This window comes from Chryseobacterium sp. 1B4, from assembly GCF_036631475.1.
Taxonomy (GTDB): Bacteria; Bacteroidota; Bacteroidia; order Flavobacteriales; family Weeksellaceae; genus Chryseobacterium.
Window position 1 is genome coordinate 23,550 of sequence record NZ_JAPNUF010000001.1, and the last position, 26,851, is coordinate 50,400.

28 protein-coding genes and 5 pseudogenes are annotated in these 26,851 nt (G+C 36.9%); 25 read left to right on the plus strand and 8 right to left on the minus strand.

The features are described 5' to 3' along the window. Window positions 1–170: 170 nt before the first annotated feature. Together OWR28_RS00170 and OWR28_RS00175 are read left to right on the plus strand one after the other, a co-directional pair. Window positions 171–368: a hypothetical protein gene (locus OWR28_RS00170; RefSeq protein WP_332384990.1), complete on the plus strand. Its 198-nt coding sequence runs from the start codon at window positions 171–173 to the stop codon at window positions 366–368. 56 nt (window positions 369–424) lie between these two features. Beyond that, window positions 425–715, plus strand: coding sequence for a hypothetical protein (locus OWR28_RS00175; RefSeq protein WP_332384991.1), 291 nt, complete (start codon window positions 425–427; stop codon window positions 713–715). Between the two features lie 47 nt (window positions 716–762). On the opposite strand, the gene aqpZ is transcribed toward OWR28_RS00175, so the two are convergent. Then, window positions 763–1,479 (minus strand): aquaporin Z, encoded by a 717-nt coding sequence (aqpZ, locus tag OWR28_RS00180; RefSeq protein WP_332385082.1) that lies wholly within the window; start codon window positions 1,477–1,479, stop codon window positions 763–765. A gap of 219 nt (window positions 1,480–1,698) precedes the next feature. Between aqpZ and OWR28_RS00185 the strand changes: the two genes are divergently transcribed. From OWR28_RS00185 to OWR28_RS00275, 19 genes and pseudogenes are all read left to right on the plus strand, one after another. Continuing rightward, a complete protein-coding gene (locus tag OWR28_RS00185) occupies window positions 1,699–2,319 on the plus strand; it encodes a DUF5715 family protein (protein ID WP_332384992.1) in 621 nt (206 codons plus the stop codon). A gap of 62 nt (window positions 2,320–2,381) precedes the next feature. Then, window positions 2,382–2,621: a hypothetical protein gene (locus OWR28_RS00190; protein WP_332384993.1), complete on the plus strand. Its 240-nt coding sequence runs from the start codon at window positions 2,382–2,384 to the stop codon at window positions 2,619–2,621. Next, window positions 2,618–3,160 carry a hypothetical protein gene (locus tag OWR28_RS00195; RefSeq protein ID WP_332384994.1) on the plus strand — a complete coding sequence of 181 codons (543 nt, stop codon included), beginning with the start codon at window positions 2,618–2,620 and terminating at the stop codon, window positions 3,158–3,160. The genes OWR28_RS00190 and OWR28_RS00195 overlap by 4 nt, the downstream gene beginning before the upstream one ends. A gap of 136 nt (window positions 3,161–3,296) precedes the next feature. Beyond that, the gene (locus OWR28_RS00200; protein ID WP_332384995.1) at window positions 3,297–3,590 is read left to right on the plus strand and encodes a hypothetical protein; all 294 of its coding nucleotides are present in this window, start codon (window positions 3,297–3,299) and stop codon (window positions 3,588–3,590) included. A 299-nt stretch (window positions 3,591–3,889) separates the two neighbouring features. After that, window positions 3,890–4,111 carry a hypothetical protein gene (locus tag OWR28_RS00205; protein ID WP_332384996.1) on the plus strand — a complete coding sequence of 74 codons (222 nt, stop codon included), beginning with the start codon at window positions 3,890–3,892 and terminating at the stop codon, window positions 4,109–4,111. After that, complete coding sequence (locus tag OWR28_RS00210; protein WP_332384997.1) at window positions 4,099–4,449, plus strand: ATP-binding protein; 351 nt, start codon at window positions 4,099–4,101, stop codon at window positions 4,447–4,449. The genes OWR28_RS00205 and OWR28_RS00210 overlap by 13 nt, the downstream gene beginning before the upstream one ends. Window positions 4,450–4,542: 93 nt before the next feature. Next, complete coding sequence (locus tag OWR28_RS00215; protein WP_332384998.1) at window positions 4,543–4,974, plus strand: response regulator transcription factor; 432 nt, start codon at window positions 4,543–4,545, stop codon at window positions 4,972–4,974. Next, window positions 4,971–5,216, plus strand: coding sequence for a helix-turn-helix transcriptional regulator (locus tag OWR28_RS00220; RefSeq protein WP_332384999.1), 246 nt, complete (start codon window positions 4,971–4,973; stop codon window positions 5,214–5,216). Before OWR28_RS00215 ends, OWR28_RS00220 begins: the two co-directional genes overlap by 4 nt. A 726-nt stretch (window positions 5,217–5,942) precedes the next feature. After that, window positions 5,943–6,713: a hypothetical protein gene (locus tag OWR28_RS00225; protein ID WP_332385000.1), complete on the plus strand. Its 771-nt coding sequence runs from the start codon at window positions 5,943–5,945 to the stop codon at window positions 6,711–6,713. Window positions 6,714–6,897: 184 nt separating this feature from the next. Beyond that, window positions 6,898–8,817: pseudogene (locus OWR28_RS00230) on the plus strand (ABC-F family ATP-binding cassette domain-containing protein). Window positions 8,818–8,963: 146 nt separating this feature from the next. Beyond that, window positions 8,964–9,317: a hypothetical protein gene (locus OWR28_RS00235; protein WP_332385001.1), complete on the plus strand. Its 354-nt coding sequence runs from the start codon at window positions 8,964–8,966 to the stop codon at window positions 9,315–9,317. Window positions 9,318–9,557: 240 nt separating this feature from the next. Beyond that, window positions 9,558–11,942 (plus strand): TonB-dependent receptor, encoded by a 2,385-nt coding sequence (locus tag OWR28_RS00240; protein WP_332385002.1) that lies wholly within the window; start codon window positions 9,558–9,560, stop codon window positions 11,940–11,942. 52 nt (window positions 11,943–11,994) lie between these two features. Next, complete coding sequence (locus OWR28_RS00245; RefSeq protein ID WP_332385003.1) at window positions 11,995–12,567, plus strand: hypothetical protein; 573 nt, start codon at window positions 11,995–11,997, stop codon at window positions 12,565–12,567. 136 nt (window positions 12,568–12,703) lie between these two features. Continuing rightward, a pseudogene (locus OWR28_RS00250) lies at window positions 12,704–14,036 on the plus strand (trigger factor). A gap of 390 nt (window positions 14,037–14,426) precedes the next feature. Next, entirely contained in the window at window positions 14,427–14,627 is a 201-nt protein-coding gene (locus OWR28_RS00255) for a hypothetical protein (protein ID WP_332385004.1), read from the plus strand. A 65-nt stretch (window positions 14,628–14,692) separates the two neighbouring features. Next, a complete protein-coding gene (locus OWR28_RS00260) occupies window positions 14,693–14,911 on the plus strand; it encodes a hypothetical protein (protein ID WP_332385005.1) in 219 nt (72 codons plus the stop codon). A gap of 153 nt (window positions 14,912–15,064) precedes the next feature. Beyond that, window positions 15,065–15,772, plus strand: coding sequence for a pitrilysin family protein (locus OWR28_RS00265; RefSeq protein ID WP_332385006.1), 708 nt, complete (start codon window positions 15,065–15,067; stop codon window positions 15,770–15,772). Continuing rightward, window positions 15,759–17,294 carry a hypothetical protein gene (locus OWR28_RS00270; RefSeq protein WP_332385007.1) on the plus strand — a complete coding sequence of 512 codons (1,536 nt, stop codon included), beginning with the start codon at window positions 15,759–15,761 and terminating at the stop codon, window positions 17,292–17,294. Before OWR28_RS00265 ends, OWR28_RS00270 begins: the two co-directional genes overlap by 14 nt. Before the next feature lie 46 nt (window positions 17,295–17,340). Then, window positions 17,341–17,919 (plus strand): insulinase family protein, encoded by a 579-nt coding sequence (locus OWR28_RS00275; protein WP_332385008.1) that lies wholly within the window; start codon window positions 17,341–17,343, stop codon window positions 17,917–17,919. Window positions 17,920–17,993: 74 nt separating this feature from the next. On the opposite strand, the gene OWR28_RS00280 is transcribed toward OWR28_RS00275, so the two are convergent. Both OWR28_RS00280 and OWR28_RS26695 read right to left on the minus strand, forming a co-directional pair. Beyond that, complete coding sequence (locus OWR28_RS00280) at window positions 17,994–18,578, minus strand: DUF3109 family protein (RefSeq protein ID WP_332385009.1); 585 nt, start codon at window positions 18,576–18,578, stop codon at window positions 17,994–17,996. A 6-nt stretch (window positions 18,579–18,584) separates the two neighbouring features. Then, window positions 18,585–19,488 (minus strand): annotated as a pseudogene (locus OWR28_RS26695) (DUF6427 family protein). A 42-nt stretch (window positions 19,489–19,530) separates the two neighbouring features. Between OWR28_RS26695 and OWR28_RS00300 the strand changes: the two are divergent. Then, a complete protein-coding gene (locus tag OWR28_RS00300; RefSeq protein ID WP_332385013.1) occupies window positions 19,531–19,764 on the plus strand; it encodes a DUF6341 family protein in 234 nt (77 codons plus the stop codon). A gap of 84 nt (window positions 19,765–19,848) precedes the next feature. On the opposite strand, the gene OWR28_RS00305 is transcribed toward OWR28_RS00300, so the two are convergent. From OWR28_RS00305 to OWR28_RS00325, 5 genes and pseudogenes are all read right to left on the minus strand, one after another. Beyond that, a complete protein-coding gene (locus OWR28_RS00305) occupies window positions 19,849–20,286 on the minus strand; it encodes a universal stress protein (RefSeq protein WP_332385014.1) in 438 nt (145 codons plus the stop codon). A 59-nt stretch (window positions 20,287–20,345) separates the two neighbouring features. Further along, window positions 20,346–20,949 (minus strand): annotated as a pseudogene (locus tag OWR28_RS00310) (fumarylacetoacetate hydrolase family protein). A gap of 89 nt (window positions 20,950–21,038) precedes the next feature. Continuing rightward, on the minus strand, window positions 21,039–21,437 hold the full coding sequence (locus OWR28_RS00315) for a putative signal transducing protein (protein ID WP_278351908.1): 399 nt from the start codon (window positions 21,435–21,437) through the stop codon (window positions 21,039–21,041). Between the two features lies 1 nt (window position 21,438). Beyond that, window positions 21,439–22,203 carry a 3'-5' exonuclease gene (locus OWR28_RS00320; protein WP_131435691.1) on the minus strand — a complete coding sequence of 255 codons (765 nt, stop codon included), beginning with the start codon at window positions 22,201–22,203 and terminating at the stop codon, window positions 21,439–21,441. 41 nt (window positions 22,204–22,244) lie between these two features. Further along, entirely contained in the window at window positions 22,245–22,958 is a 714-nt protein-coding gene (locus tag OWR28_RS00325; RefSeq protein ID WP_332385015.1) for a CDP-alcohol phosphatidyltransferase family protein, read from the minus strand. A gap of 89 nt (window positions 22,959–23,047) precedes the next feature. Here OWR28_RS00325 and OWR28_RS00330 point away from each other — a divergent pair, with 89 nt between their 5' ends. The 3 genes and pseudogenes from OWR28_RS00330 (at window position 23,048) to OWR28_RS00340 (ending at window position 26,802) form a co-directional block, all read left to right on the plus strand. Beyond that, entirely contained in the window at window positions 23,048–24,976 is a 1,929-nt protein-coding gene (locus OWR28_RS00330) for an LTA synthase family protein (protein WP_332385016.1), read from the plus strand. A gap of 193 nt (window positions 24,977–25,169) precedes the next feature. Further along, window positions 25,170–25,588, plus strand: a pseudogene (locus tag OWR28_RS00335) (DUF2147 domain-containing protein). Between the two features lie 233 nt (window positions 25,589–25,821). Beyond that, a complete protein-coding gene (locus OWR28_RS00340) occupies window positions 25,822–26,802 on the plus strand; it encodes a pyruvate dehydrogenase complex E1 component subunit beta (RefSeq protein ID WP_002976871.1) in 981 nt (326 codons plus the stop codon). Window positions 26,803–26,851 lie beyond the last annotated feature (49 nt).

Sequence of the window (26,851 nt, forward strand, 5' to 3'; positions counted from 1 at the left end):
GAAGTCGCTTCGTCTGTCCATTTTTGTATAATTATAACAGCTATAAATAGCTTGTAACTTTGCTGAGTGAAAAGCCTTTGCGAATATTGTGTTACAATATTTACTATTAATGAAGTGTAATATCATTATTACTTTTTACATTGTACATTGTACATTTTACAACCATAACAATGATTAAAATAGAAGAACTCATACACGCATATATCCATACCCACTGCGATTTTGAAAAAGAGATTGTACTGACTAATTATTTTCAGGCAGATTGGGAAGCAGATATCCTGATCATTGATGCAGAAGGGGTAGCCATGAAATTGAAATCAAACTTTCAAAAAGTGATTTTAAAAATGATTTCAAAAAATCATACCTGAATAAAGATACCGGAGAAAAATTTCTGAAACACGATAAAATTTCCTGCGGGGATTATATGTGTAATTCTTTTAGTTTTCTGCTCCCGATGGGAATGGTAGATGCTGGGCTTATTCCGGAACATTGCGGGATTATTGAATTCTATCATAATGTGGATACATGGGAAACCGAATTTTACCTGATCCGCCAGCCCAGAAAGCTCCATGAAGATTCTTACTGGAAACTGAATGATAAAGATCTTTTTATCAGGAAAATGGCCCTGAATCTTCTTCAGCGCAAAATGGAAATCAAGGGAAAGCATGAAGAGCTGATTTTTAAAAATCCTTTTGAAATCAAAAAGCTTACATAAAAAATCCTGCCGCCTGGCAGGATTTTATCATTGAATGTTATTTAAAATTAATCTGCAATTTCAGCAGTGTCTCTCTGAAGTAAGAACTTATAGATCAATCCTCCCACAACTCCTCCTAAAATAGGAGCTGCCCAGAACAACCAAAGCTGTGACATAGCAGTTCCTCCCACAAAAACTGCCTGAGAAAGTGATCTTGCAGGGTTTACAGAAGTGTTTGTAATCGGGATAGAGATCAGGTGGATCAGAGTAAGGGCAAGACCAATGGCAAGACCGGCAAATTTACCGTTAGCCCATTTGTCTGTAGCTCCCATGATCACGATAAGGAAAAATGCTGTTAATAAGAACTCAGCCAGGAAAGCAGCACCCATGCTGAACGCTTTTCCATTGTAAACAGCTTCACCGTAAAAATTCGTGGCAAAATCTCCGGGTTTTGAGAATTCTACCGCTCCGGCACCGTTAAGGATCGTATACAGGCATCCTGCTGCCACAATCGCCCCCAGACATTGCGCTACAATGTAAGGAATAAGGTCTTTTGCAGGAAATCTTCCTCCCGCTAAAAGCCCGAAAGAAACTGCCGGATTAAAATGCCCTCCTGAAATATGACCTACAGCGTAAGCCATTGTAAGAACCGTAAGGCCGAAGGCTAAAGCAACTCCTAGAAGTCCGATGCCAATATCTGGAACACCGGCTGCAAAAACAGCACTTCCACAACCTCCGAAAACAAGCCAAAATGTGCCGAAAAATTCAGCGAAAAGTTTTTTTATCATATTGTTTATTGTTTAAATGTATCTCAAATGTAAAATTTAAATCTTAAAGTAAAAAGTTAAAACTGAAAAAATATTTCAAAAAAAGGGAACAAAAATTATAAAATATATAATTTGGTGTAAAGTTTGTTTGGGATTTATTTGTAGAGTACTATAGTCAGTTTTGAAAGATATAACATAAATGTTTTATCTTTCATTTGTAATTTTAAAGGTTGGTGAATGAGAAAGTTCTTATGTGTGGTCTTTGTACCTTTTATTTATAGTTTACATTATTCGCAGGCAGCAAAAAAGGCTTTTCCCTGCTATGATCTTGCCACTGTATTGAAGGTTGAACCCACACCGCTTTATAAATCTCACCTTGATGCTTCTAAGAGTTTTGGGCTAAAGCTGCTGAAAGACTCAAAAACAGTACAGAAATACATCAATAACGGTAAATTCCACAAAATAAAGAAATCCGGAAAAGGGTATCAGGTTCAGAGACTTGATTACAGCAGGGCCTATATGGTATCCAAAGCAAAGACCACATTAGAAAAAATAGGAGCCAAGTTCAGCAAGGACACGAAAGGCGGTACATTTACTGTTTCTTCCATTACCAGAACCCTTGAAGACCAATGCAGACTGAGAAGAGTGAATTCCAACGCCTCACTAGGGATTAGTTCTCATAATTATGGTAATTCCTTTGATATTTCTTACATAAGATTCAACAACGTTCTGAAGTACAATCCGAAGATGGAAATAGCTCTGGAGAAAGTTTTAAAATATTATGAAAAGGCCGGCAGGATATATTATATTAAGGAGAAGCAGCAGAGCTGTTATCATATTACTGTGAAAAATTATTAATCAAAACCCTCTTGCATAGCATATTTAGTTTATCTATTTTTATACGACTAAAAACTATGCTTATGTTAACATTAAACATTGTAGATTATATGCTGCCTGTAGAAGAATGCAGAGCAGCATCAAATGAGTGGAAAGCATCCTTTTCTGACTTTTCAAAACTTCAAAAACTTATTCCAACCAATTACGTTTTTAATATTTCCAGAGAACACCTTGAGTGGATGAAAGGGTTCAGTGACTATAAAGACTTTTGTGCAGCAGTCGGAATTTACAGGGACCGCTTGATCCTTATTTTTATCCCATGAATAACGATGGGGGAAAAATAGATCTGAAAGAATATCCATACAGTTTTCTTACTGAGCTTGACAGAGATCTGAAATTACAGGAAATTCAGGAATATACGGTTATTAGAAATGCGGTTCTTTCTAAAAATCTTGAAAGTACTGAGAAAAATATGAATATGGGATTCCCGGTAACCAGTACGCCGGTTCTTGAACAGGATATAGCTGTAGAAGCGATTCAACGTTGGAGAAATGAAGGAATGGACTGGTTTTATAAAGAGAGCAGAGAAAACGAAGGAAGCGGAATTTTCAGAAAATTCTATGTTCCTACAGCAGACCTTTGTCTTTCAGATGAAGGCCTGGCAGGTATTACCTGTTCTTTCGGGATCAGATATAATGATATTTATGGGAAAATGCTCGTAACTCTTATCTTTATTTCTTTCCGTGAGAATCTTAGAAATGCAGAACTCGGTGTCGATACTATCTCCAATACCTATGACTGGGCCAAACCATGTCCGCCTATCTGCCGTATACCGGATGTAGACGTAGGATGCGAATTTTAAATGATACGCTGAGGAATGGCTGAACTTTATAAGATAATTTTATTCCTGAATTATGCACTGCTTCTGTCTGTTATACTGCTGGGAGCAGCAAAGTACCGCATATTAAACGCTAAAGAAAAGCAGTATTTTCATTATATTGTTTTCTTTTTTTATTGAGTTGCTGAATCTGGCACTGCCTTATATCTTCAGTCTTAATGATACATCATTCCTCTATCCTTTATATATCGCAGGAGAATTTTTTCTACTGGCCGGTTTATTTATCAGAAAGCTGGATTGGCCAAAATCTGTTCTTGGAGCTGTAGGTATACTTGCAGCGGGTTTTATGATCTCAAAATACGGATTTGATTATCCTGCAAATGCTGATATTGCAAAAGTAGTTTCCAATATCACAATCATTTGTCTTTCGGTTTACCCTGATCCGGGAAATTAAAAATACTTCCTTACAGAACCGTTTCCTTCTTGCAGATGCCAGTATTTTTTCTATTATTCCGTTTCGGTATTTATTTTTATCATCCAGCACCAGATCGCCAATCTGTCAGAAAACGATTATTATACTATTCTCAGTGCCAATAATATTCTTTCGGGTATTTTGTACTGTTCATTTTTATATACTTTTTTCAGATTAAAGAAGTAACCTTAAATATCAACCTGCTGATCCTTATAATTGTTACCATAACAGTTATAGTATCCTTTATTCTGCTGGCTTACAGAACTTTTATAACCAGGATTATGAAGGAAAAGAATGCACAGCATGAGGCGGAAGTTCTTCACCAGAAAAAACTGGTGCTGGAAAACATCAAAGCTCAGGAAGAAGAAAGAAAAAGAATTGCGGTCATGATTCATGATGATATCGGAAACCGTCTCAATATTCTTTCTTTATGGCTGAATAACCTTGACACACAAGGGGATGAGCAGATCAAAAAAATATCTACGGCCAGATGTCTTCCCTGATTGATGCAGCCAGAAGTATTTCCCATTCGTTATATCCTGTTAATCTCGAATCGGTAGGGCTGGTTTTATATGTGGAAGAACTGATTGCGAATCTTTCCCATAAGATTAATATCTCATTGCAGGTAATGCCGGGATATGAGAAGAAAGACCTTTTTGCAGAAGTGCAGCTGTACAGGATTATTCAGGAGTTTACTACCAATGTGATCAAACATTCGGATGCAACGGATCTTTGGATTTACATTAAAGATTATCCGGAAGATACAGTGGTTGTCATTTCTGATAACGGACAGGGGTTTGAATACGAAGAAGTGGAAAAAGGAATGGGAATCAAAATATAGAATCCCGTATCAAATCAATGAATGCCACACACAAATGGAAAAAAACTTTTTTGAATAAAGGAAGTCGTTTAATCATAAAAATTCCAAAATATCATGAGTTCCCAAATCAAACTAGCACTGATTGATGATGAACAGCTCATCCTCGAAGGGGTAAAAATGTTGCTGTCCAATGAAAAAAATATATCGGTAAGTCTTACCGCTGATAACGGCCCCGATTTTATAGAGGACCTCGGAAAACTTTCAAAAGATGATTTTCCTGATATTGCCCTTATAGACGTTCAGATGAAACCTATGAATGGCTTTGAGCTGGTAGAAATCCTTAAAGAAAAATATCCGGACCTTAAAATCATTATCCTGTCTTCCCATTATAAAACCTCTATTCTGGGTTATATGGTTAAGCTGGGTGTATCGGCATTTCTTCCTAAAAACTCAAATAAAAAACATTTATTGAAGCCATTACAATGGTGGATAAAAACGGCGTTTTTTTCACTGCTGAAGACCATCAGATGCTGTTTACCTACATGAACAGTTCGGCCAAAAAAATCTCTTTTGAAACAGAAGATGAACTTTCCGAGAGAGAAAAAGATGTCGTAAAGCTGATCTGCCAGGAATTGACCAATAACGAAATCGGAGAAAAACTTTTCATCAGCCCAAGAACTGTGGAAAGCCACAGGCAGCGTATTCTGGAAAAGATAGGAGCTAAAAATACAGTAGGAATAGTCATCTATGCCATTGTCAACAATATTTACTCTCTTGAAAAAATATAATTGCATTCCGTAGAAATACGGAATTTTTTATTTGGTACTTTTCACTCTAGCCAGCCTTGTTTTTCTTCTGTTATTTTGAAATGTCTCTTTCAGGGATTTTAGTTGAAAAAAACACAAACACGATCTGTAATAAAAAATTAAAGTAAAGCATGAATGGCAGAGTGATTTCCGTCGGGATTTTCTTTGACGGTACAGGAAACAATGGGGCAATATTCTTTCACCGGATAAACCGCTGAACAATAATGAAAGCTATTATGGCACCTTCACCAATATCTATAAATTATACAGTTTATTCGTTGGAGAAGAAAAAATATATATTGAAGGAATTGGAACCGTAACAGGTAGTGAAGATAATAATTTTGCGATGACAACCTGCGCAAACCCACCTTATGGAAACGGGTATTCTTCAGATGACAAACTTCAGAAAGCTGGGGATTTTGTACAAAATTTAGTTGACAATGAGGTTGCGGAATATCACTTTTATCTTTATGGATTCGGGAGAGGAGGAATGCTTGCCAGAACTTTCTGCAATCAGTTTTTGACTGATTATGCGCCGGGAAATTGCATAATAAAATTTTTAGGCGCTTTTGATACCGTAGAGTCCAGACCTTTTAATACTTATAATATGCATATTCCGGGCCGGGTAGAAAATGCTTTGCACATCTGTGCGGTCAATGAGAGCAGGTTTTCTTTCCGCTTACCGGTTTTTTTGAAAACTCAAGAGCGATGCAGGATCAGAAATTACAAACCAGATCATCTGTTTGGAAAGAAATCTTTGTGCCGGGAGACCATGCTGATATAGGAGGCGGATATCTGGAAGGGCCACAATCTGTATATATTTCTACAGAGTTTATCAATACTGATGATCTGCACAGCTATATTTCAGAAATCAGAAATACCAAAACGGATACGGATGGAAATAAAATCTGGGATGCATTGCTCTCAGGATATGAAGTAGAGACAGTCAATGGACTTTCAAAAGCCTATGTTTGCCGTAATAAAGTGTACAATGAGCTGGCAAAAATATATGGAAAGCTCATGATGGATGAAACCAATGCAGTATCAGCCGTATTTAGTGCCGGGAATGAAGCTTATTTCGGAACAGACTATAACAGGCATTCTTTTCTTGACCGGTTTTATAGCAAAATGAAGGAATATATCAAAGATCTTTCTGTAAACAAAAAGCCGGTTTATGATTTTGGAAAATTTGCAGATTATATTCATATTTCATCAAACTTTGGTCTGTACAGTGATAGTTTCCGGTATAGAACTCAACATGAAATTAATATTGAGCTGATCAATAACGGATTAAACGTTTCAAGCAGTACCTCTGTTGATCAGACGAACTGTATAAGGCTTTCTGCAGAGCTTCACCTGCCGGAAGACAGTTTTGTGGCTGACTTTCTATATGGAACCAGTGTTCCGAATAATGATATCTGGATCCGTTCCATTTTAAAAGCACCGGAAAAGATCGCATTCAATAAAATAAAAAAGTAGTGCCAACGCTTCTCAGTTTTAAATTTAGGTTAGGAGACATCTGATGGTGTCTCCTTTTTTAAGTCTCATCTATATAGAAGAGAAGCACTTCACAACGGACCATTTTTTTATTTCTGGGCTATTCATTTCTTTTTCCGTATTTTTGCCGGCGAAAATTCATTATTCATTACTAATTATAATTAAGATGCTTTCGGTTCAGAGTTTAGGATTACATCATTCAGGAAATTATTTATTTCAAAATGTCAATTTCACCATTAAAAAGGATGATAAAGTAGGTCTGGTAGGTAAAAATGGAGCGGGGAAATCCACTTTATTGAAAATGCTTTCCGGAGAAATTAATTTCTACGAAGGAGAAGTTGTCACGGAAGGAAGTATTACCATTGGTTTCCTGAAGCAGGATCTTGACTTCGTAAAAGGAAGAACGGTTTGGGATGAAACCATGCAGGCTTTTGAACAGATTAATGCCTGGAAAAACGAGCTTGAAGAAGTGAACCACCAGATGGCAGTCAGAACAGACTACGAAAGTGATTCTTATACGGACCTGATTAATAAAATGACCGAGCTGAATGATCTCTTGATGAATCATGATGCCTACAACCTTGAAGGGGATATGGAAAAAGTGTTGTTTGGTTTAGGCTTTAAGGCAGATGATTTTCAAAAGATTACCGATGAATTTTCCGGAGGATGGAGAATGAGAATAGAACTGGCAAAATTGCTGCTTCAGAAGAATGATATCATGCTTCTCGATGAGCCTACGAACCACCTCGATATGGAATCCATCATCTGGCTTGAAAACTTCCTTAAAGACTATCCGGGAGCTATTGTTCTGGTAAGTCACGATAAGCAGTTTATGACAGCGGTTTGTAACCGTACTTTCGATATCAATAATAAAGGTTGACGATTATAAAGCCAACTATTCCAAATATCTCATCATGAGAGAAGACCGCCGTGAGAAACTGATTCAGGCTAAAAGAATCAGGATGCGGAGATCAAGCAGATGGAAGACAATATTAATAAGTTCCGTGCAAGTGCTACAAAAGCATCTTTTGCGCAGTCGCTTATTAAAAAACTGGATAAAATAGAACGTATTGAAGTTGATAACGAAGACGTTTCAAAATTCAATATCCGTTTCGTACAGTCTATGGTTCCGGGAAAAGTAATCTTCGAAGCGGTAAACCTTGGTAAGGCTTACGGTAACAAACAGATTTTTGACCATGTAGATTTCATCGTTCAGAGAGGAGACAGGATTGCTCTTTTAGGACAGAACGGCCAGGGAAAACTACACTGGCTAAAATTCTGGCGGGAGATATCAAAGACTATTCAGGAACATGGAATCTTGGGCATAATGTCAATATCGGATATTTCGCACAGAATCAGGAAGAGGTATTAACACCTAATAAAACAGTTCTGGAAGAAGCTGAAGATGCAGCAACGGAAGAAACAAGACCAAGAGTAAGAGATTTATTAGGATCTTTCTTATTCCAGGAGATGCCGTTACTAAGAAAACAAAAGTACTTTCCGGAGGGAGAGAAACCGTCTGGCACTTTGTAAGCTGTTGCTTCGTCCTTTTAATACACTGATTATGGACGAACCTACCAATCACCTTGATATCCAGTCTAAGGAAATCATCAAGCTGGCATTACAGAACTTTGAAGGAACACTGATTGTGATTTCGCACGACAGGGAATTCCTGCAGGGACTTTGTGATAAGATCTACGAATTCCGTGACGGGAAAATGAAAGAATTCCTTGGAGATATCAACGAATACCTTGAGTACAGACAAAAGGAAACCATCAGGGAAATTTCTGCAGAAAAAGCCAAACTTCATAATGAGGTGAAGGAAGAACCTAAGAAAGTAGAAGAGAAACCTGTTGTAATCAGCCAGAGTTCAAATATTATCAGTAAAGAACAGAAAAATATTCAGAATAAAATCAAGAAAGTAGAAGAAAGAATTTCTGAGCTTGAAACCAAAATTGAAGAAATGGAAGCTTCTTTTGCCAGAGAAAATCCTTCAGACGAAACCCTGGAGCAGTATAATAAAGCTAAGGAAGACTTAGATACGGCATTACAGGAGTGGGAATACCTGGGAACCCAACTGGATTAAATAAAATAGAAATGCTTCATCAATTTAAAAGGATGAAGCATTTTTTTGTAACAGAATTCTCTTCAATACAACTTATTATCCATAGTCATTAAGTAATTTAATAAAAGTTTAAGGGAACAATTAAATTATTTTCATAATTTTGAACCATGATTAAAGAAAGCAGAAATTTAAAGAATTTTATCTCCAGGCTATTGTTTGGGATATATTTCCTCGCACTGCTTTCTCAAAGCTTTCACCATCATGATTCTGTCGGTTATTTTAAAGCTTTTCATTTTAAAAAAGTCGAGAATTCGGTGACGAAAGCCGTTACTAAAGAGAAAGCTGGCGACTGTCTGGCCTGCCACTTTTTGGTTACCGGACATACATTAGCTCCTGAAGAATTCAGTTTTACTTTTGAGCATTACAGCCATGAAGTAAAACAGATCATCGCCATCCAGGAGAAAATCTGGTCTCAGACCAAATTCACCTTTCAGCTTCGGGGACCGCCCGCACTTTCATAATTCATAGATTCTATAGGGTTTAAAGTTCAATGTTTGATGTTCAAAGTTTAAAGCTGTTGGAAATCATTTGATAATGATTATTATTAACGATTTCAGGGACTAACTTTTAATCGCTCATCATTAATACATTTTACTTTTTACATTGTAAATGTACAGTTTACAAAACAAACCCTTCCCACAATTTTTAACGAAAAATGTACCTTATTGAAATTAAAAAGGGTACGCAATCATCTATTTACAATGAAATTGATATATTGCCTGCTGCTGATCTTTTGCGGATCAGTATTTACAAGTGCACAAAAAACTTATACTGTAGAGGGAACCGTTCAGGATTTCCATGATAAAACATTGCTGGAAAATGCAGTGATCAAGATCGGGAACTTTACAGCTAAAACCAATAAGAAAGGTAAATTTTCTTTTGATAAAATTCCTGCAGGAAAGTATACACTCGTTGCACAACATCCTGATTGCAATGATTATACTGAAAATATAGGAGTGGATCGGGATGTTCAGCTGGTGATTACACTGGAACATCATATCAAAGATATTGAAACCGTCACCATTCATGGAAGCCATAAAAATAACGGTTCATTGGTAGTGAAGACTCTCAATAAATCTGATATAGAGAAAAACTCAACAGATAATCTGGGAAATTTATTATCTAAAATTTCAGGAGTGACGGCTTTGAAAACCGGGAATAATATTTCAAAACCTGTTATTCATGGGCTGTATGGAAGTCGAATCAGCATCCTGAACAATGGGGTACGTCTTGCTGAGCAGGAATGGGGAGTAGAACATGCCCCGAACGTTGATATTAATAATTTTCAGCATATCGACGTGATTAAAGGAGCTTCTGCTTTGAAATATGGAAGCGATGCTATTGGTGGAGTCGTGGTAATGGAGCCGGAAATTTTCCCTAAAAAGGATACTATTAAAGGCTCAGTTGGTCTTACTGGGATTTCCAACGGAAGGGGTCTTGGACTTGATGTAGATGTTGCTAAAGTCTGGAAAAACGGATGGGCGGTAAAATCTGGCGGAAGCATTAAAAAGCTTGGTGACCAGAGTGCTCCCAACTATAATCTGAAAAATACAGGGATGGATTTTTCTTCCTTCAATTTTACTGTTCAGAATAATACTTATGAAAGAGGAATCTCTTTTGATTATTATCTGACAAATCAGAATATTGGGATACTAAGAGATTCACACGTTTCAACTTCTGAAGATTACGACAGGGCTATGAATGCCAATCCTCCGATATATTCAGGGAAATTCAGTTATGATATTGACAATCCAAGACAGGTTATTGAGCATCACATTGCAAAAGTTTCCGCTTTCAAAAGATTTGAAAATATAGGAAAACTGTCGGCAACATATAGCTATCAGTATAACCATAGACAGGAATATGATATCAGAAGAGGAGATTTAAGTGATACGCCTTCTCTTGACCTGGCGTTGATGACACATCAGTTCAATGTTAATGATTTATTAGAAAGGGAAAAATGGTCTTTGGAAACCGGCATTGATGTAGGCTTTCAAAACAATTACTCAGACCCGGCAACAAAAGCAAGACGTCTGATCCCGAATTATGATAAATATTCTGCTGGAGCATATTCTGTTTTCAAATATAAAATTTCACCTGAATTCAATTTTGAAGCAGGGGCAAGATATGATTTCACACGTTATGATGTAACCAAATGGTATGATAAAAGCGATTGGGAGAAATCATATGCAGATACTTATCCGCAATTTTATGTGAAAACAGATCAGAACAGAGTTCTGACACGTCCTCAGCTTAATTATAATAATGTTTCTTTCAACGCAGGTTTGGAATATCGTCCCGATGCTAATTTTAATGTGAAATTTAATTATGCAAAAGTGGGAAGATCTCCGAACGTTGCTGAATTATTTTCAGATGGATTGCACCATTCTGCAGGTATTATTGAAACAGGATACATGGGATTAAAAAATGAGCAGGGACATCAGTTTAATTTAAATATTGACTCAAGATTCAATGTTCTCAAAGGTCTGAATGTTTCTGTAAATCCATATTTTTTCATCACTAAAAATTTCATTAATGAAATTCCGGTAGGAATCAAAGGAACGATAAGAGGAGTATTTCCGGAATGGGTGTATCAGCAGATTGATGCAAAAATGTACGGAATTGATCTTGATATCAACTGGAGGCTTACAGATGAACTTACCTATGTAGGAAAAGGAAGCTATGTATATGGTCAGGATGATACCCATAATGAACCACTGATTCTGATGATGCCGCCGAATTTTTCCAATGCATTGCAGTTTAAAAAACAGGAATGGAGTAACTTCTATTTCACTGTTGAAAATCAGACATTTTTAAAACAAACCAGATTCCCGATCCGAAATGCACCATTGGAGCTGTATGTGAACGGCGAATTGGTGGATAAGGAAATTGATTTCAGTACCCCGCCAAACGGATACTCGCTCTGGAATATCCAGACGGGAATCAATATCAGCAAAAATCTTTCTGCAGGACTTATCGTAAATAATCTTTTCAATACTTCTTACAGGGAGTATCTGAACCGTTTGAGATTCTTTGCAGATGAGGCAGGAAGAAACTTTATCTTAAACTTTAGATATAGATTCTAAAGATTTCAAAAAATTATTTAATCAAAATTTTACAATTTTAAAATTCTTAACAATGAACAAACTATTCAATACTAAAAATATCATCAAATTATTAGCTGTTTTATTTATCACCGTTACTGTTGTTACTTCTTGTCAGAGAAACGGCTCTGCAGAAGAAGATGATCTTCCTCAGGAAGAACTTACCAATATCGTTTTGTTGGTAACAGATGATGCAGCCGGAACTACTCAAAGCTATGATTACAGTATTGGTGCAGGAGGAACACCTACGATTCCCCTTACAAACGGAAAGAGCTATACCGTTCAGGCAAAATTCAAAAACGGAAATGAAGATGCAACCCAGGAGATTATTGATGCTAAAAACGAACATTTTTTAATTTTCGATTTTCCAAAATCCAGTATTACTGTAGAAAGAGTAGATGGCAGTGATCTTAGAAGTGATGGAAAGAGAGTAGGATTGAGAACAAAATGGACTGTTGTGAAAGCTGTTGACGGAACAGAACCTTTCTTAAAATTAACCCTTATTCACTCCCCACAAAGCGTAAATGATGCTAAATCAGGAACTGCCTGGGGAAGTGTAGTAGGAGGAGAAACTGATGCTGAAGCAAAATACAACCTAAGTAATTAGGACAATTAATCTTGTTTGGACCGCCGGAATTCTCCGGCGGTTTTTTATTTAACAATATTTGGCGTTATAAGTTGATTTTAAATGGGTGATTTTCATAAAAAATTCCTATTTTTGCAACCTAAAATTTTAATCAATAATGAAGGTTACCGCACAAAACCATGATGACGTAAGTGCATTGCTTACAGTAACATTGGAAAAATCTGACTACAAAGAAAAAGTAGAGAAGCAGTTGATTAATTATGCTAAAAATGCGCAAGTTCCTGGATTCAGAAAAGGGAAAGTGCCTTTGAGTATGGTTAAAAAACAATATGAAGCAGGTATTGCATTTGAAGAAATCAACAGACAGGTTTCTGATGCATTGAACAACTATGTTAATGAAAACAAATTAAGATTAGTTGGTCAGCCTATTCCTCAGCCAGTAAACGAATTCGATTACAATGCTGATCAATTGGAAGTTGCTTTCGAAGTAGGATTTGAGCCTGAATTCACTATAGATTTAGCTAAATATGAAGCACCTCACTACAAAGTAGAAGCTTCTGACAAAGAAATCGGTAAGAGTATTGAAAACATGCAGAAGCGTTTCGCTGAGCAGGTTCCTCAAGATAAAATCACTAAAGATTCTTACATTGCTTTAGAAGTTTCTCAGGTTGTGGAAGAAGATGCTGAAGGAGAGCACCACCACCACCCAAAACCTTACTATTACAGCTGAAAACAAAGAGGCTTTCAAACTGGTAAAAGGTTTGAAAATGGATGGGTCTGTAAAAGTGACTAAAGAAACGCTTGCAGGTGATGAAGAATTAGCTAAAGAATTAGGATTCAGCAAAGAAGAAGTAGAGCATTTACACCACAATGAAATAGAAGTAAAAGTAAAAGATTTCTATTCATTAAATTTAGCTGAACTTAATCAGGATTTATTCGACAAAGTATACGGAGAAGGAAACATCAAATCTGAAGAAGAGCTTAAAGAGAAAGTAAAAGCTGAATTGGATGAGTATTTCCAGCAGAATGCTGATGTTCACTTCGTGAATAAAGTATTGGAGCAGGTAACTGAGAAAGAAGAGGTAAAACTTCCTGAATCATTCCTCGTGAAGTGGTTATTATTCTCTAACCAGAACATCCAGTCTGAAGAGCAGGCTAAAGAAATTCTTGAAGCTGAGAAAAACCAGTTGAAATATCAGATCATCGAAGGTAAACTGATGACTGAAAACGAAATCAACCTTGACTATGCTGATGTATTGGCTCAGGCTGAGCAGTTAGTGAAAAATCAATTGGCAATCTACGGAATCCACCACTTAGGTGATGAAGAAATCCAGAAGTATGCTGTTGAAATGTTGAAGGATCAGGAGCAGGTAAGACAAATTTCTTCTGAAGTAGCTATGGCTAAATTAAAAGATGTAATTCTTGAAAAAGCAAGCAAAAAAGAAACTAAAATTTCTCACGACGAATTTTTAGAAGAACTTAAGAAATAATTATATCAGATATAAATATTTGGAAACCGTCAATTTTTGGCGGTTTTTTTATTATATATCCCATACCTGAAATTAATCCTTCATCATAATCATCTATCAATTATCAAGCGTTACTGATTGCTCATTACTCATTATTAATTTGTATGTCCGCCAATATTCCTATATTTACTCTCTAAACTTTATTATAAATATGAAAAAGATCATCATTCCGTTTTTCTGCGCTGTCCTTTTCTCAGTGCCTGCAGCAGCTCAGAAAAAGGGGCTGCATCTGCTAAAACAGAAGCCGTAAAATCAAAACTTACACCTAAAGAAGTTATTGATAATTATTTCAAAGCATTAGGTGGAAAAGATAAACTGGACGCTGTAAAATCTACCATTACTGATAACACCGTGGCTGTACAGGGAATGGAAATTCAAATGACAACTAAGAAATTAGGAAATAAATTCAAATCTGTGCAATCTTTCATGGGGAAAGAAATGATTCAGCTTTTCGATGGAGAAAAAGGATATTTTGACCAGATGGGAACTAAAACAGATATTCCTGCTGATAAAATTGCTGATCTGAAAAAGGAAGACCCATTGATGCATTAGCATTTGATGCTTCTAATTTCCAGACCGTATCTACAGAAAAACTTGACGGAAAAGACTATAATGTATTGTCTTCAGATAAAGGAAAATTTTATTTTGATGCCGGAACCGGACTTTTGTATAAGACGGATGCCGGAGAAGGAAATGCAACTATTAAGAGCTATATGACTGTAGACGGAATACAGTTCCCTGCTGAACTGGATGCTGAAGGAGGGGGGCAGAAAATGACCATTAAAACGACAAAGGTTGTCATCAACTCTGGAGTTACAGATGCTGATTTTAAATAAAAAATCACTTTTTAACGTATAAAAGCCGGGAATTTCCCGGCTTTTTTGATATATTAATATTTTTAACTCAAATTTAACTATCAAACCTGATTTTATGATTTCTTCACCTTGTGAATAATTGGTAGTTTTAAGCCGTAAATAAAATCAAATACCATGAAAAAAGTATTATCTTCATTTGCAGTCATCTTTTTAATGTCTGCAAATGCCTTTGCACAGAATATTCCTGTGGATCCTTCCGTGCGAATGGGTACCCTTTCCAACGGAATGAAGTACTACATCAAAAAAAATACCCTGCCTGAGAAGAAAGTAGATTTCCGTCTGGCTATCAATGCCGGATCTATTCTTGAAGATGAGAATCAAAGAGGGCTGGCCCACTTTATGGAGCACATGAATTTCAACGGGACCAAAAATTTTCCAGATAATAAACTTGTTGACTTTTTACAGTCAATCGGGGTCAAATTCGGACAGCACCTTAATGCGTATACCAGCTTCGATGAGACTGTTTACATGCTCCCTGTTCCGTTGGATAAACCCGGAAATCTGGATGCCGGACTGAAAGTAATGGAAGACTGGGCATTTAATGCCACCCTTTCTGATGAGCAGATCAATAAAGAAAGAGGAGTGGTTCTTGAAGAGCTAAGATTGGGTCTTGGACCGGATAAAAGAATGATGGATAAATACCTTCCCAAGCTTTTATACAAGTCTCAATATGCGGACAGACTTCCGATCGGTAAAAAAGAAGTACTGGAAAACTTTAAGCCTGATGTTATCCGGAAATTTCACCAGGACTGGTACAGACCGGATCTGATGGCCATTATTGTGGTAGGAGATATCAATGTGGATGAAATTGAAAAAAATTAAGGACAATTTCAGCAAATATAAAAATCCTTCAAAGCCCAGAGAAAGAAAATCTTTTGATCTTCCGAACCATAAAGAAACGCTGATAGCTGTTGAAACGGATCCTGATGCTACCAATTCTATGGTCCAGTTTATCATGAAAGATGCTGATGCCTACAAACCGGATGTAACCGTTGAACAGTACAATCAAAGTATTATAGAAAATCTTTCAACAACGATGTTGAACAACAGACTGAGAGAACTGATCAATTCTACAAATCCCCCTTTTACTTTTGGATCCGTATACCATGGAGGCACTTATGCAAGAAGCAAAGAAGCTTTCCAGGGATTTGCTATAGTAAAAGAAGGAAATCAGCTTAATGGACTGAAAGTTTTACTGGAAGAAGTGGAAAGAGCAAAAAGATTCGGTTTTACACAGTCTGAACTTGACAGGGCAAAATCTCAGGTTCTTTCCAACCTTGAAAGATCTTATAACAACAGGGATAAAACAGAAAGTGATATGCTGGTTGGTGAGTATGTAAGAAACTTTCTGGAGCAGGAACCAATTCCTGGTATTGCCTGGGAGTATGAAGATACCAAATCTTTCCTGCCTTCTGTTACTCTTGCCCAGACCAACGAAATCATCAAAAAAATGGTGAAAGATGACAGCAGGGTAATTGTGATCACCGGACCTAAAAAAGATAATGTAGCCATGCCTACAGAAGCAATGGTTCTCAATACATTTGATGCGGTGAAAATGGCTGATCTTAAGCCTTATGAAGAAAAAGCCGCGATCAAAAATTTAATAAAACCTTTCAAATCTGAAGGAAAGATTGCGAAAACAGAAACGGATACAAAATTAGGGACAACAACCTGGACGTTAAGCAATGGTGCTAAAGTAACTTTCAAAAAAACAGACTTCAAAGACGATGAAATTGTGTTTACAGCAAGAAGCTTAGGAGGAAGTTCTCTGGTTCCGGATGCCGATTACAACAAAACACAGTTTGCTTTTGCTGCACTGACGGAAGCTGGGGTAGGCGGTTTCTCCAAAGCGGATCTTACCAACTATCTTGCCGGTAAACAGGTAAGTGTAAATCCTATGGTGACATCACTTTTTGAAGGTGTTTCCGGAAGAACTACACAAAAAGATTTAGGAACGGCTATGGAGCTTATGTATGCATATTTTACAAACTTAAATTATAACCCGGCATCCTTTAATGCATACAAAGAAAAGCAGTCGGCAATGACGAATAACCTGTTATCTAACCCCCAGGCTTATTTTTCTAATGAGCACGCGAAATTTATGAACCAGAAGAATCCACGGTTCATTGGAGTATTTCCAATGGAAAAAGACTGGGCGAATACGGATTATAAAAAAGCATATGACATCTATAAGGATAAATTTGCCAATGCAGGAACTTCCAGTTCTATTTCGTTGGAAATATTGACGAAGCGAAGTTTAAAAATGAAGTCCTGCAGTATATCGCAAGCCTGCCTTCATCAGGAAAAACAACAATGTTTAAGGATACAGGATACAGAACGATGACAGGAGATTATACCAAGGTATATAAAAAGGAAAAGATCCGAAGAGTATGGTAACCATTTCTTATACAGGAGAAGCGCCTTATAACGAAAAAGAAGCACTGGCATTGTCAGCTCTTGGAGAAGTGGCTACTATTAAAGTAATCGAAAAACTGAGAGAAGACGAAAGCGGTATTTACGGCGGCGGGGCCAGAGGAGGTATGAACAGGGTTCCTTATGGTAGCTATAACTTCAGTATAAGTTTTCCTTGTGGACCGGAAAATGTAGACAAGCTGACGAAGAGCGCTATTGCAGAGCTTCAGAAACTGATTGACAACGGGCCTGAACAAAAAGATCTTGACAAATACAAAGAAGGAGAATATAACGATAACAAAACAGACCTTAAAGATAATATGTTCTGGATGAATGCTATTGCCAAGAATCAGCTGGACGGAAGTGATAAATATGATATCTTAAATTATCAGGATAAAGTAAAAGCACTTACGGTAAAAGATCTTCAGGATGTGGCCAGGAAATACCTTACAAAAGGCAGAATTGTAGCGACTCTAATGCCGGAAGACGGCTGGGAAAAAGCAAAAAAAGAAGATCCTAAAATAGAAGTTACAGGAGCTGCTGTTGTAAAACAATAACTTTTCACTATTTACAATAATAAAAAACCGCAGATCAGTCTGCGGTTTTTGTTATTTAATTCAATCCTTACAGGTTAAGAACCATATTCTTTTTTCCATTCATCAGCAGCTTCGCTCAGAACGGTATAGAATTCTTCGCCGTATTTTCTGATCAACGGAGTTTTTAAGAACTTATATACAGGAACCTGAAGCTCTTTTCCAAGTGTACAGGCATCACTGCATACATTCCACTCATGATAATTCAATGCAGTAAAAGCAGAATATTCCGTAACACGGATCGGGTAGAGGTGGCAGGAGATCGGCTTTTGCCAGTCTACAGCACCATCTTCATACGCTTTTTCAATACCACATTTGGTAATTCCTTTTTCATCGAATGTTACATAAGCACATTCGCGGTTCTCCACCATAGGAGTAACATACATTCCGTCGTGCGGATCAGTAGTCCATGTTCCCTGCTCTTCAAGGGCTTTGATTCCCTCCCGGGTAAGATAAGGTTTTATTTTATCAAAAATACTGTCCAATATTTCAAGCTCGTTTTTATCCAACGGAGCTCCCACATCTCCTTCCACACAACATGCACCTTTACATTTCGAAAGGTTGCAAACAAATTCTTCGGAAAAAATTTCCTCTGAAATCAATTTATCGTCTATCTGAATCATAATTTTTTAAAATAAATCAAAAACTGTACCCGCCTTAAAGGCCAGTAAACTAATAATAATAAGCCATACACTGGCTTCACGCATCCAGTATTTAGGTAAAAATCTCATCATTCTGCTCAGAATAATACTTGAAGGGAATGCCAGCAGCAGCAGGTATTCATAGCTTTTATTCATATACAGGATAATGGTGACAAGCTGTGCCACTGAAAAGACCAGCAGAAAAGTATACTTATATCTGCTTATCGGACTTTTTTATTATAATTTTTAAAATGGTCATATACGGCATAAATAAGCATCAGCACCACAGGAATAAGTGGCAGAAGCTCGGTGTAATCTGTAACAGGTTTCATTTTTCCAAACGGAAAATAATCGATATTCCATGAAGTAAACTGAACGAAATACATGACAGAAAAATAGCTGAATGTAATCATGACGATTCCCAGAAGGAACCTGAAAAGATTCAGCCCGATTTTGGCAGAAGTTGCAATCACGTGGATGATCACAAAAACAGCCATTGGCCAGGTAGTGGGAAGAAAAATAAAATTCAGCGCTACAATAGCCCCCACCAGCACATATGATTTTTCCTGACATCCTCATCTGCACTGGTCAGAAGAAGAAGTAGAAAAGAGTTGGTAAGCAGCGAAACGGCAATTCCAATATCCAGATTTCCGGGGTACAGCCCGAAAATAAAAAAAGTATACAGGAATAATGGAAGATGGGTCTGATAATTAAGAGCAATACTGTGAAAACAAAAATATCCCAAAGCAATTCCCAGAAAAGTTATTCCGGCAACAATAGCTTCGTAAGTATTGAAATTCAGTATGTTAAATATTATTACTACTAAAAGAAGAAAACCAATATAAACAGGAATTGAAAAAATATTGCTTTCTTTTGAAAGTAATTTAAACATTTTTTATAAATTTGTACAAAGTTAATTTAAAAAAGGAAAATAATGACGTCTTTCTTTCTATTCTTAAGCAAAGTTTTCAAATGGTCTTTCGGTTTCTTTGATGCTTTCGGTAATATTTTAAACTGGATTCTGTTTATAGTTTGCTGTGTACTATTCACTTATTGGTGCTATGTACTGGTGGTTACACTTGGTGGCGACAAAGATAAAGACTATTATTCTCCAACGGAAGGTAAGCACCCTTACTACGATCCGAATATCTACAAAAAAGAAGGTTAATTAATTGGTTATATAGTAAAAAACCGATCAAACAATATGCTTTGATCGGTTTTTTTATTACTAACGATTAAAATTTTCTTTTTCTTAGTCGTGTATCGGAAGTACCAGAACAGGAATACTTGAGCTTTTTGTAATTCCTTTGGTTAAGCTTCCCACGAATACATCATATATTCCGCTTCTGCCATGTGATCCCATCACAATATAATCTGCATTTTTGGACTTGGCATATTCCAGAATAATATCTTTGGCAATTCCCTGTTTTAAAAGGTGTTCACAATCGATATCATGGGCAAGGATCCTCTGCTCGATCTTATTAAGCTGTACCAGCTCTTCTCTGATCTCGTTGGCTTCCACTTCCGGAAAATATTGAAATCCCATATCACCAATGGCAAAGCCGATATCTGATGGCGCTACGTGGATCAGGTAAATTTTGCCGTTAAGCTGTTTTGCAAATTTTATGGCACCGTCTACCAGTTGGTCTGTCTTGTCCCCAAAATCTACGGGTAATACAATATTTATCATAACCTCTAATTTTGTTATCTAAAGATATGAAAAATTTGCCAGATTATGATGTTAAATACTTATAATATTCGGATATCAAGGATTTTTTCTTCTTCAAGATAAGCTTCCAGGATATCATTTTCCTCTACCTTTCCAACCCCTTTCGGAGTTCCTGTGAAAATAAGGTCTCCTACTCTTAACGTAAAGTATTGGGAGGCAAATGCAATAATGTCGTCAAAGTTGAACATCATATCTTTTGTATTGCCATCCTGTACCTTCTCTTTATTCTTTAATAATAAAAACTGAAGGTTCTCCAGATTGAAGTTCTCTTTTTAAAGAAGCTGCTTACCACAGCAGAGCCATCAAAACCTTTGGCAAGTTCCCATGGGAGTCCTTTTGCTTTCAGCTCGCTCTGAAGGTCTCTCGCCGTGAAATCTATTCCCAGACCAATCTCTTCATAATGTTTGTGTGCCGTTTCTTTCTGGATATATTTTCCTCCCTTAGAAATTTTTAATACCACTTCAAGCTCGTAGTGAATATCATTGGAGAATTCAGGGATGTAGAAATCATTTCCCTTTAGAACAGCTGTATCCGGTTTCATAAAGATAACAGGATTTTCAGAATTTCGTTTCCTAATTCTTTCGCATGCTCAGTGTAGTTTCTTCCTATGCAGATGATTTTCATAATTCTTTTATTTTATTTTTTTGACCTCGTCACTGCGAGGTGCGAAGCAATTTTCTGGATTGTTTAAAGACTATTGATTCCTAAATAAATTAGTGGGTAAACTCGTTCCCGCAATAATAACATTTGAATTTGTGACTTGTCAGAAAAGAAATTCCGAAGAAGCTGGTAGCACTGTCATCCCTGTAGATATGATTGGAGCCGCATTTCGGGCATACAAAATCAAACTCAGGATCTTCAATGGTGTGTTCCACTTCCAGAGAATATTGTTCATTGTCTTTATAATCCTGAAGAATCTGCCGGGCTTTTTCCACATCTTCCTCAAATACCTGAAGCTGTATACCGCCTACCGCCTGTGACAGAAGCCAGTCTGACTGAATGAGCTGCTCATTGGCAATAAAGCTGTTAATTCCGTTTTCAGCCAGAATTTGTTTGTCCCTGTTAGCTTCAAGGGCAGTTTCATAAAATTTAAAACGAACCAGATCAGACATGTTAAAATCTGCTTGACAGTTGTATTTTTGTGAAAATCTTCTTGGTATACAGCGGGAAATCAGCATTCTGAAGCCATCCGAAATATCCTAAATCTTTTTGGAACACTGCTTTCACTCCCTGGCCTTTATATTTCCCGAAGTTGAAAACCTCTTCCATTTTCTCATTATATCCGATAAATCCGGCAAGATCTGCATTTTTGTTATGGAATGTGAATTCACTTAACGGCGCTATTTCATTCGGAATATCATCATATTTTCCGACCTGGGCATCCAGAACTTCAAACGTTGCCATTACATCGGCTTCGGCAGAGTGTGCATTTTCTAATGTTTTTCCACAGTAAAACTGATAAGCTGCGCCTAAGTTTCTGGGTTCCTTTTTATGGAAAATAGTCTGTGCATCTACCAGTCTGAATTTACTCAGATCAAAATCCATTCCCACTCTTAAAAGCTCTTCAGCCAGAAGCGGAACATCAAATCTGTTGGAATTGAAGCCTCCAAGGTCGCTTCCAGAAATCATTTCCATAATTTTAGCGGCAATATCCCTGAAAGTAGGAGCGTCTTTTACATCTTCGTCATAGATACCATGGATTTCACTACATTCTTTAGGAATCGGCATTTCCGGATTGACGCGCCATGTTTTGCTTTCTCTGGAAGCATCCGGGTTTACTTTTAGGATACAGATCTCAACAATTCTGTCTTTCCCGATGTTGGTTCCTGTGGTTTCCAGGTCAAAAATACAAAGTGGTTTATGGAGTTTTAAATTCATGTCGGTGATTAATAATTTGAAATGTGTTTTATTTTAATAAGTTATTTTAACTGTCCCTGAAAAATAAGAGACACCAATATATAATAAATAACAAGCATCGGAATTCCTACTACCTGAAGTAGGGCAAGAATGGCAATTCCTCCCACCAGTAATACAACTTTAGGGTAGTTGTCTTTTAGTTGTCTGGATTTGAATTTCATTGCCATCATTTTAATCGGGCTGATCAGAAGCCATGAAGTAAGAAGAGTCAGCAGAATCAACAGCAGTTCATTTTCAAACAAAAAGCTGAAATTTCCGGTTTCTTTAAAAGCATAATAAAGACCAAAAAGTAAAACCGTATTGGTAGGCGTGTTTAATCCTTTGAAATAGTAGCGCTGCTCTTCATCGAGATTGAAGATGGCAAGTCTCAGACAGGAAAATACAGTAACGATGATCCCGATATATTTGATTTCAAATGGAAAGTGAATCCCAAGAAGCTCTGCTCCAAACGGTTCAAGCGCTTTATACATCGTAAGTCCCGGAATGACTCCAAAGCTTACCATATCCGCAAGGGAATCAAGCTGAAGACCAAGATTGGAGTTCGATTTTAAAGCTCTGGCTACAAAGCCGTCAAAAAAATCAAAAACTGAGGAGAGAATAAGGCAGATTGCCGTTGTCTGATAATCTCCTAATATTAGATGTATTGCACCTATACAGCCTGCAAATAAATTAGCCAGGGTTAAAGCATTGGCCAGATTATTCTTTATAAAATCCATAAACACAAAATTACAGTTTTTAAAAATTCTAACTCAAAATAATATGAACTAAAAAACGCATTAAAATGATTTTGATGTAAATTTGCCCCATGAAATTTTTAAAAGGATTTAGAAAACAGGAAGTTCTGGTATTGGTTTACCGGATTTTTCTGGCCTATGTTTTTTACCAGATCGCCAGACTTTTATTCTGGTATTTCAATAAAGATCTGATTAAGGTTGACTCTGTTTCAGAATATATAAAGCTGGCATACCACGGCACGGCTTTCGATACCACAGCGATTCTGTATGTCAATGCTTTATTTATACTCCTTAGTTTACTGCCTTTGGTCATTAACACAAAGAAAATTTTTCAGAAAATTCTTTTCTGGCTGTATTTCATTACCAACGGGATTGCCTATGCGATGAATTTCGGGGATTTTATTTACTATAAATTTTCACAGGCAAGGCTTACCTCAGCCGTATTTCAGGTAGCTGAGCACGAATCTAATGTTTCTAAGGTACTGATGATTTCTATCGGACAACATCCTTTCGTGCTGATCTGGTATGTCATTCTGATGATTCTGTGGGTTTTCCTTTATAAAAGAATAAAAGTTGAAGAGGTAAAACCTCTGAAGCTGCTGCCTTATTTTATTACCTCCATTATTACTTTGTGCATCACTGCTGTACTGGTTGTGGGAGGAATCAGAGGTGACTTTAAACACAGTACGAGACCTATTAATATGGTAGATGCGACCCGTTTTGTAACGAATCCGCTGCAGGGAAATATGGTGCTCAACAGTACCTTCTCCTTTTTAAGAACTTTAAATACCAATAATTTCAAGGAAGTTCATTTTGTGAGTGAAAAAGATATAGAACAGTATGTACAGCCTTATAAAGTGTATGACAGAAAAGTAAAAAACCGTCCGAATATCGTTATTTTTATTGTAGAATCTTTCGGGAGAGAATATTCAGGAGCTTTCAATAAAGATAAAAATATCAAAGACTATGTTTCTTATACACCGTTCATAGATAGTCTGGCAACCCAGAGTCTTATTTTTCCGAATACTTTTGCAAACGGCAGACAATCAATTCATGGGATGAGCAGCGTATTGGCGGGAATTCCGAGTCTTACGGATGCATTTACAGGATCACCTTATTCCAATCAGAAAATCCAGTCTATTGTTTCTGTATGCAATGATCTTGGCTATGACACTTCGTTCTATCATGGAGCCCCAAATGGTTCTATGGGATTCCTTGGTTTCGGAAATATCTTAGGATTTAAGCATTATTTCGGGAAAACAGAGTATAATCATGATGAAGATTTCGACGGGATGTGGGCGATCTGGGATGAACCCTTCCTTCAGTATTTTGCAAAAAATGTAGGAAAAAAACAGCCTTTTATGACTACTGTGTTTACGGCTTCATCACATCACCCTTTTAAAATCCCTGAAAAATACAACGGAAAATTTAAAAAGGGAAAAATAGAAATGCATGAACCGATACAATATACGGATTATGCAATAAAGAAATATTTTGAAACAGCTAAAAAACAGCCTTGGTTCAATAATACGATCTTTGTTTTCACGGGAGATCATACCAACCAGGTATATTATCCGGAATATGAGAGAGCAATGAACCGTTATGCTGTTCCGTTGATTTTCTATTCTCCGAATCCTGAATACCAGCTTAAAGGAGTCAGTCAGGAAATTGCGCAGCAGGCAGATATATATCCTACACTGGCTGATCTTATCGGATATAACAAACCTATCAGAAGCTGGGGGAGAAGTCTTGTGAGCGATAAGAAATATCCTTTCATTGTTGTGAATTCTGACGGAAGCATGGAGCAGTTCATGATCGGAAATTATATTTATCGTTTTGACGGAAAAGAAATAGTAGGGGTGTATGATAAATCTGATCTGGGCCTTGAAAAGAATCTGGTTAATGAGGTTAAAAATCCTGAAGTAGAGCAGGGAAAGAAAACAGCAAAAGCCTGGTATCAGGATTATATGGACAGAGTGATTAACAGGAAGCTGTATTAATTAGAGCGAAATGGCAAAAAGGTAAAACAGCAAAACCGTAAAATGACGAAAACATAAACAGGCTGATTGAAATTTACTTTTTATACCCTCTTTATGCTTTGTATAATAAAAGTTTTTGTTTGTTGAAAATTAATTTATACTTTTATCAATACGTAGATAAGAATATTGTATTACAATTAAAACTATAAGAAATATGAAAAAAATATTGTTAACGTTCGCACTTTCTTTATGCGGTGTGCTTACATTTGCACAGATAGAAGGTAAGTGGAAAACGATAGATGATGAAACCAAACAGGCAAAATCTATTGTTGAGGTGTATAAAAAATCTGATGGGAAATATTATGGAAAAGTTTCTCAGTTATTAATAAAACCGGCTGATGCCAACTGTACACTTTGTAAAGATGACAGAAAAGGAAAACCACTTTTAGGGCTGGAAATCATCAGAGGACTGAAAAAGACGGTGATGAGTTCACTGGAGGAACCATTACAGATCCTAAAACCGGGAAAACATACAAATGTACCATTACAAGAAGCGGTGACAAGCTGAACGTAAGAGGTTATTTAGGATTGTCTTTATTAGGAAGAACCCAGGTTTGGGAGAAAGCTAATTAATATAAGTTTAAAATAGAATTTACATGGCATTTCAGAAATGGAATGCCTTTTTTGTGAATAAAAGTTTGAATAAATTCTTCGGAACCTTAAAAAACTATAAGAACTAAGCTGAAAGAAGGTAAATTCATTTTAAATACAGTTAATATTATGACTTCACATTGAAATGAAGAGGCTTTTTATTATGTGTATAATAAAAAAACACTATTTTTGTAGTCTAAATTTTTCAAGAAAATATGGCAGAATATACTTTTCGTGAGGTAATTGCACAGGCAATGAGCGAGGAAATGCGTAAAGACGAATCCATCTACCTGATGGGGGAGGAAGTTGCAGAATATAACGGTGCATATAAGGCTTCAAAAGGAATGCTGGATGAATTTGGTCCGAAAAGAGTAATCGATACACCGATTGCAGAACTTGGATTTACAGGAATCTCTGTGGGAGCTGCAATGAACGGGAACAGACCCATCGTAGAATTTATGACATTCAATTTCTCATTGGTAGGAATTGATCAGATTATCAATAATGCAGCTAAAATCCGCCAGATGAGTGGTGGACAGTGGAATTGTCCAATCGTTTTCCGTGGACCTACTGCTTCTGCAGGGCAATTAGGAGCTACTCACTCTCAGGCATTTGAAAATTGGTTCGCCAACTGTCCGGGACTTAAAGTGGTAGTACCTTCTAACCCATACGATGCAAAAGGATTATTGAAAACTGCAATTCAGGATAATGACCCTGTTATTTTCATGGAATCTGAGCAGATGTATGGAGATAAAATGGAAATTCCTGAAGAAGAATACTACTTACCGATAGGAAAAGCAGATATCAAGAGACAAGGTACAGATGTGACTTTGGTTTCCTTCGGAAAGATCATGAAGCTGGCTTTACAGGCTGCTGAAGATATGGCTAAAGAAGGAATCTCTGTAGAAGTTATTGACCTTAGAACTGTTCGTCCTCTTGATTTCGATACCATTTTGGAATCCGTGAAAAAAACAAACAGATTGGTTATTTTGGAAGAAGCGTGGCCATTTGGTTCAGTATCTTCAGAAATTACTTATATGGTACAGCAGAAAGCATTTGATTACCTGGATGCTCCAATCAAGAGAATTACTACTCCTGATGCACCTGCACCTTACTCTGCCGCATTATTTGCAGAATGGTTCCCTAAACTTGAAAAAGTAAAAGAGGAAATCAAAAAAGCGATGTACGTAAAATAGTTATAGAAAAAACTTCCGAAAGGAAGTTTTTTCATTTATTATATTCATG

Coding starts and splice junctions, on each gene's coding strand:
- OWR28_RS00325 (WP_332385015.1), bottom strand. CDS start 22,958: ATGGATTTTATAAAGAATAATCTGGCCAATGCTTTAACCCTGGCTAAT.
- OWR28_RS00275 (WP_332385008.1), top strand. CDS start 17,341: ATGGTAACCATTTCTTATACAGGAGAAGCGCCTTATAACGAAAAAGAA.
- OWR28_RS00215 (WP_332384998.1), top strand. CDS start 4,543: ATGAGTTCCCAAATCAAACTAGCACTGATTGATGATGAACAGCTCATC.
- OWR28_RS00210 (WP_332384997.1), top strand. CDS start 4,099: ATGTCTTCCCTGATTGATGCAGCCAGAAGTATTTCCCATTCGTTATAT.
- OWR28_RS00205 (WP_332384996.1), top strand. CDS start 3,890: ATGAAGGAAAAGAATGCACAGCATGAGGCGGAAGTTCTTCACCAGAAA.
- OWR28_RS00320 (WP_131435691.1), bottom strand. CDS start 22,203: ATGAATTTAAAACTCCATAAACCACTTTGTATTTTTGACCTGGAAACC.
- OWR28_RS00315 (WP_278351908.1), bottom strand. CDS start 21,437: ATGTCTGATCTGGTTCGTTTTAAATTTTATGAAACTGCCCTTGAAGCT.
- OWR28_RS00185 (WP_332384992.1), top strand. CDS start 1,699: ATGAGAAAGTTCTTATGTGTGGTCTTTGTACCTTTTATTTATAGTTTA.
- OWR28_RS00225 (WP_332385000.1), top strand. CDS start 5,943: ATGCAGGATCAGAAATTACAAACCAGATCATCTGTTTGGAAAGAAATC.
- OWR28_RS00170 (WP_332384990.1), top strand. CDS start 171: ATGATTAAAATAGAAGAACTCATACACGCATATATCCATACCCACTGC.
- OWR28_RS00190 (WP_332384993.1), top strand. CDS start 2,382: ATGTTAACATTAAACATTGTAGATTATATGCTGCCTGTAGAAGAATGC.
- OWR28_RS00220 (WP_332384999.1), top strand. CDS start 4,971: ATGAACAGTTCGGCCAAAAAAATCTCTTTTGAAACAGAAGATGAACTT.
- OWR28_RS00175 (WP_332384991.1), top strand. CDS start 425: ATGTGTAATTCTTTTAGTTTTCTGCTCCCGATGGGAATGGTAGATGCT.
- OWR28_RS00240 (WP_332385002.1), top strand. CDS start 9,558: ATGAAATTGATATATTGCCTGCTGCTGATCTTTTGCGGATCAGTATTT.
- OWR28_RS00280 (WP_332385009.1), bottom strand. CDS start 18,578: ATGATTCAGATAGACGATAAATTGATTTCAGAGGAAATTTTTTCCGAA.
- OWR28_RS00340 (WP_002976871.1), top strand. CDS start 25,822: ATGGCAGAATATACTTTTCGTGAGGTAATTGCACAGGCAATGAGCGAG.
- OWR28_RS00195 (WP_332384994.1), top strand. CDS start 2,618: ATGAATAACGATGGGGGAAAAATAGATCTGAAAGAATATCCATACAGT.
- OWR28_RS00300 (WP_332385013.1), top strand. CDS start 19,531: ATGACGTCTTTCTTTCTATTCTTAAGCAAAGTTTTCAAATGGTCTTTC.
- OWR28_RS00245 (WP_332385003.1), top strand. CDS start 11,995: ATGAACAAACTATTCAATACTAAAAATATCATCAAATTATTAGCTGTT.
- OWR28_RS00330 (WP_332385016.1), top strand. CDS start 23,048: ATGAAATTTTTAAAAGGATTTAGAAAACAGGAAGTTCTGGTATTGGTT.
- OWR28_RS00305 (WP_332385014.1), bottom strand. CDS start 20,286: ATGATAAATATTGTATTACCCGTAGATTTTGGGGACAAGACAGACCAA.
- OWR28_RS00235 (WP_332385001.1), top strand. CDS start 8,964: ATGATTAAAGAAAGCAGAAATTTAAAGAATTTTATCTCCAGGCTATTG.
- OWR28_RS00265 (WP_332385006.1), top strand. CDS start 15,065: ATGAAAAAAGTATTATCTTCATTTGCAGTCATCTTTTTAATGTCTGCA.